The organism is Streptomyces sp. NPDC055078, assembly GCF_053607985.1.
Genome location: NZ_JBSGUP010000766.1, coordinates 1 through 3648 on the forward strand (window position 1 = coordinate 1; position 3648 = coordinate 3648).

The window sequence follows — 3648 nt, forward strand, 5'->3', positions numbered from 1 at the left end:
CCCCTCGCGGGCGCCGGTCCACCGGGCAGATGTCGGCGGGTCAGCCGTCCAGCGAGGTCATCACATGCTTGATACGGGTGTAGTCGTCGAACCCGTACGCCGACAGGTCCTTGCCGTACCCGGACTTCTTGAAGCCGCCGTGCGGCATCTCGGCGACGAGCGGGATATGGGTGTTGATCCACACACAGCCGAAGTCCAGCGCCTTCGACATCCGCATCGCGCGCCCGTGGTCCTTGGTCCACACCGATGAGGCGAGCGCGTACTCGACGCCGTTCGCCCACTCCAGTGCCTGGGCCTCGTCCGTGAACGACTGGACCGTGATCACCGGTCCGAAGACCTCGTTCTGGATGATCTCGTCGTCCTGCTTCAGCCCGGAGACGACCGTCGGCGCGTAGAAGTACCCCTTGTCGCCCACCCGGCTGCCGCCCGCCTCCACCTTGGCGTGCGCCGGGAGCCGGTCGACGAAGCCCGACACCTGGGCGAGCTGGTTGGCGTTGTTCAGCGGGCCGTAGAGGACGTCCTCGTCGTCCGGCGCACCGGTTTTCGTCTCCGCGGCGGCCTTGGCCAGCGCGGCGACGAACTCGTCGTGGATGGACTCCTGGACCAGCACCCGGGTCGCCGCCGTACAGTCCTGCCCGGCGTTGAAGTAGCCCGCGACGGAGATCTCCGCAGCGGCCTTGGCGATGGCCTCGCTGTCGAGGTCCTCGAAGACGACGACCGGCGCCTTGCCGCCCAGCTCCAGATGGACCCGCTTGACGTCCTTGGCCGCCGACTCGGCGACCTGGATGCCGGCCCGTACGGAACCGGTGATGGACGCCATGGCGGGCGTCGGGTGCTCGACCATCGTGCGGCCGGTGTCCCGGTCGCCGCAGATGACGTTGAAGACGCCCTTGGGCAGGATCGTGCCGATGATCTCGGCGATCAGCACGGTGGACGCCGGGGTGGTGTCGGACGGCTTGAGCACCACGGTGTTGCCCGCGGCCAGCGCCGGGGCGAACTTCCACACCGCCATCATCATCGGATAGTTCCACGGCGCGACCTGCGCGCAGACGCCGACCGGCTCCCGGCGGACCATGGAGGTGAAGCCCTCCATGTACTCACCGGCCGAGCGGCCCTCCAGCATCCGGGCCGCGCCCGCGAAGAAGCGGATCTGGTCCACCATCGGCGGGATCTCTTCGGTGCGGACCAGCTCCAGCGGCTTGCCCGTGTTCTGCGACTCGGCCGCGATCAGGTCATCGGCCCGCTCCTCGAACGCGTCCGCGACCTTCAGCAAGAGCCGCTGGCGCTCGGCCGGGGTGGTGTCCCGCCAGGACGGGAAGGCGGCATCGGCGGCGGCCATGGCCGCGTCGACATCGCCCTGCCCCGAGAGCGGTGACGTGGCGTACACCTCGCCGGTGGCCGGGTTGATGACATCGATCGTCCGCCTGTCGGCGGCGTCCCGGAACTCCCCGTTGATGTAGTTGCGCAGACGACGCAGCTCGGTGGTCACTGTTGCCACCCCTCCTGTCAGATCTCCGATTGGATTCCGATTGGTTTCGGATTGGCTTTCCGATGATTCAGACAGGCTCAGCCTAAGCCCAGGAGTGACGCTTTCGACAGCCTCGACCCTCGAAAACTTCGGATTCGGTGTCATTCAAGAGCTTCGACAACGAATTTCATCGAGTGGGACTTGACAAGACAGACGACTCCCAGTGCATGGTGAGTCCGTGGCCAGTCGAAGCGCAGACTCCAGGAACGGGACCGCCCAGCACGCGGGGACCCCGACGATCGACGCCGTCTCCCTCGCGATCATCGAGCAGCTCCAAGAGGACGGACGCCGTCCGTACGCCGCGATCGGCAAGGCCGTGGGCCTGTCCGAGGCGGCCGTACGGCAGCGGGTCCAGAAGCTGCTCGACCAGGGCGTCATGCAGATCGTCGCCGTGACGGATCCCCTCACCGTGGGGTTCCGGCGGCAGGCGATGATCGGCATCACCGTCGAGGGCGACCTCGACCCGGTGGCGGAGGGACTGACCGCCATGGACGAATGCGAGTACGTGGTGATCACCGCGGGCTCCTTCGACCTGATGGTGGAGATCGTCTGCGAGGACGACGACCACATGCTCGAAGTGATCAACAAACGGATCCGCGCGCTCCCCGGTGTGCGGTCCACCGAGAGTTTCGTCTACCTCAAGCTCAAGAAGCAGACCTATATGTGGGGAACCCGATAGCCGTGACCAAGGAACGCAGCGACCTCTCCAAGGCCGCGTACGACCACCTGTGGATGCACTTCACCCGCATGTCGGCGTACGAGAACGCCCCAGTCCCCACCATCGTCCGCGGTGAGGGCACCTACATCTACGACGACGCGGGCAAGCGCTACATCGACGGCCTCGCCGGCCTCTTCGTGGTCAACGCGGGCCACGGCCGTCACGAGCTGGCCGAGGCCGCGTACAAGCAGGCCCAGGATCTGGCCTTCTTCCCGGTCTGGTCCTACGCCCACCCCAAGGCGGTCGAGCTGGCCGAGCGGCTGGCCGACAAGGCCCCCGGCGACCTCAACAAGGTCTTCTTCACCACGGGTGGCGGCGAGGCGGTCGAGACCGCCTGGAAGCTGGCCAAGCAGTACTTCAAACTCCAGGGCAAGCACACCAAGTACAAGGTCATCTCGCGTGCGGTCGCCTATCACGGCACCCCTCAGGGCGCCCTGTCCATCACCGGTCTGCCCGCCCTGAAGGCCCCCTTCGAGCCGCTGGTGCCCGGCGCGCACAAGGTGCCGAACACCAACATCTACCGCGCGCCGATCCACGGGGACGACCCCGAGGCGTTCGGCCGCTGGGCTGCCGACCAGATCGAGCAGCAGATCCTCTTCGAGGGCCCCGACACCGTGGCCGCGGTCTTCCTGGAGCCCGTGCAGAACGCCGGCGGCTGCTTCCCGCCGCCGCCCGGGTACTTCCGGCGCGTCCGGGAGATCTGCGACCAGTACGACGTCCTGCTGGTGTCGGACGAGGTCATCTGCGCCTTCGGCCGGCTGGGCACCACCTTCGCCTGCGACAAGTTCGGCTACGTACCGGACATGATCACCTGCGCCAAGGCCATGACATCGGGCTACTCCCCGATCGGCGCCTGCATCATCTCCGACCGGCTGGCCGAGCCGTTCTATCAGGGCGACAACACCTTCCTGCACGGCTACACCTTCGGCGGCCACCCGGTCTCCGCCGCCGTCGGCGTCGCCAACCTCGACATCTTCGAGCGCGAGGGCCTCAACCAGCACGTCCTCGACAACGAGGGCGCCTTCAGGGCCACGCTGGAGAAGCTGTACGACCTGCCGATCGTCGGCGACGTCCGCGGCAACGGCTTCTTCTACGGCATCGAACTGGTGAAGGACAAGGCCACCAAGGAGTCCTTCACCGACGAGGAGACCGAGCGCGTGCTCTACGGCTTCCTCTCCAAGGCGCTGTACGACAACGGTCTGTACTGCCGCGCCGACGACCGCGGCGACCCGGTCATCCAGCTCGCCCCGCCGCTGGTCGCCGACCAGTCGACGTTCGACGAGATCGAGGCCGTGCTCCGCACTGTCCTCACGGAGGCGTGGACAAAACTCTGATCCACCCCGCCACTTCCGGAGCCCGCACCACGGCCCGGGTACGCCCATCCGAGTGGATGGAGCGCACC

The 3648-nt window shown here is 67.2% G+C and carries 3 protein-coding genes; 2 read left to right on the forward strand and 1 reads right to left on the reverse strand.

Annotation, left to right across the window (positions count from 1 at the left end):
- Positions 1-40: 40 nt before the first annotated feature.
- Positions 41-1489, reverse strand: a complete 1449-nt coding sequence (locus ACWF94_RS36305) for a gamma-aminobutyraldehyde dehydrogenase (RefSeq protein WP_453498778.1) — start codon at positions 1487-1489, stop codon at positions 41-43.
- A 202-nt stretch (positions 1490-1691) separates the two neighbouring features.
- Between ACWF94_RS36305 and ACWF94_RS36310 the strand changes: the two genes are divergently transcribed.
- Together ACWF94_RS36310 and ACWF94_RS36315 are read left to right on the forward strand one after the other, a co-directional pair.
- Positions 1692-2207, forward strand: a complete 516-nt coding sequence (locus tag ACWF94_RS36310) for an Lrp/AsnC family transcriptional regulator (protein WP_453498780.1) — start codon at positions 1692-1694, stop codon at positions 2205-2207.
- Positions 2192-3580, forward strand: coding sequence for an aspartate aminotransferase family protein (locus ACWF94_RS36315; protein ID WP_453498783.1), 1389 nt, complete (start codon positions 2192-2194; stop codon positions 3578-3580). The genes ACWF94_RS36310 and ACWF94_RS36315 overlap by 16 nt, the downstream gene beginning before the upstream one ends.
- Positions 3581-3648: the final 68 nt, after the last annotated feature.